This window comes from Finegoldia magna (assembly GCF_018371055.1).
Lineage (GTDB): Bacteria > Bacillota > Clostridia > Tissierellales > Peptoniphilaceae > Finegoldia > Finegoldia magna_I.
The window spans coordinates 1-1,224 of the sequence record NZ_JAGYZD010000350.1; the positions used below are offsets into that span (position 1 = coordinate 1).

Below are 1,224 nucleotides of genomic sequence, written 5' to 3' on the forward strand. Positions count from 1 at the left end.
CTTTCTCTAAACCATCTATCCCTCTTTTTCTTAAATTTGTTTCAAGCCTAAATCCCAAGATGTGTGAAAACATTCCTGAAACAAAATAAAATACCGCTCCAATTGTTAGTGTAATAACAGATTTTAATGCTAAGTTCTCTGCACCAGATAAATTTGAATTAATTATTAACTTATCCAGAAATTTGTAGATTAAATAATATCCATATACCGTAAGTACAGCAGATATAGCAGAAAAGACTATAGCTAAAACCCCAAGATATTTTTTATCCTGTACATAAGCAAATAGTTTTTTGTAAATCTTCATAATCATCTCCCCTTTCTTTGATGTTCCTTTTAGGTATAAATTTACTTAGCTGATAATAGCTATCATTGCGTTTTTATTATACATCGGCTATAATTACTAATACAATGGTTTTTAATTAATAAGGCTAATTGGAATATTGTCTAAAAGGGATAGGTGCATTATGACATATTATGATTTTGTAAAAGATTATATGAAAGTGGATGAATGTAAAAACAATAAGAAGTATTCAAGCGCAGGACACACTTTTTGTCGGAGTAAAGAAGATTTAACTTATGCAGATGGCTTGTATTGGTTTTATGAAGGAGACGGATTCATTATCGATGTCCATGACTTTTATATAAGTGAAGAAGTAGTTCAAAATAGCACTTATAATATGGCAGATTATGTTTCAATATACACAAGCTACATAGTCAGCGCAAATGGAGAAAAATTTAATCCGTATCAAACGCTTACCGCAAACTCTTTATGTACTCTTGATTTTGATAATATAAAAGATGACTTCCTATTTTTATTACATGAGAACTGCTATTATCTTGCTGTTTCCATAGGCTTTAAAAGAAAACTTTTGGAAAAGCACCTATCATCCATTAATATCGATCCAGAATCTTTTTCTTCGAACTTATTTCAAACTAATCAAATTATACTTACAAAGGCCCTAGAAAAAGTGGCAATGGAAATCTTGAATTGTAAGATGGATGCTCCTGCCGCCGATTTTTTCTTTAAAGCCAAAGCAAATGAATGGGTGAGTATAGTAATAGATACCTACTTAAATAGGAAGAAATATAAAATTGAGTCTGATGATAATAAAGCACTTGAAGATATAGCAAGATTCTTAGATGATCATTTCGCCATGAATGTAAATCAAGAAACCCTTGAAAAAATATCTAAAATGAGCGGAACAAAATTAAAAAATTTGTTCA

General features: G+C 30.2%; 1 protein-coding gene and 1 pseudogene. One reads left to right on the top strand and one right to left on the bottom strand.

The genetic code is table 11. From position 1 onward, the window contains the following. A pseudogene (locus KHW44_RS09795) lies at positions 1–304 on the bottom strand (ABC transporter ATP-binding protein); the annotation flags it as partial. Between the two features lie 160 nt (positions 305–464). Here KHW44_RS09795 and KHW44_RS09800 point away from each other — a divergent pair. Beyond that, positions 465–1,224, top strand: a 760-nt coding sequence (locus tag KHW44_RS09800; protein ID WP_304068945.1) for an AraC family transcriptional regulator, incomplete at its 3' end; no start/stop codon positions are given.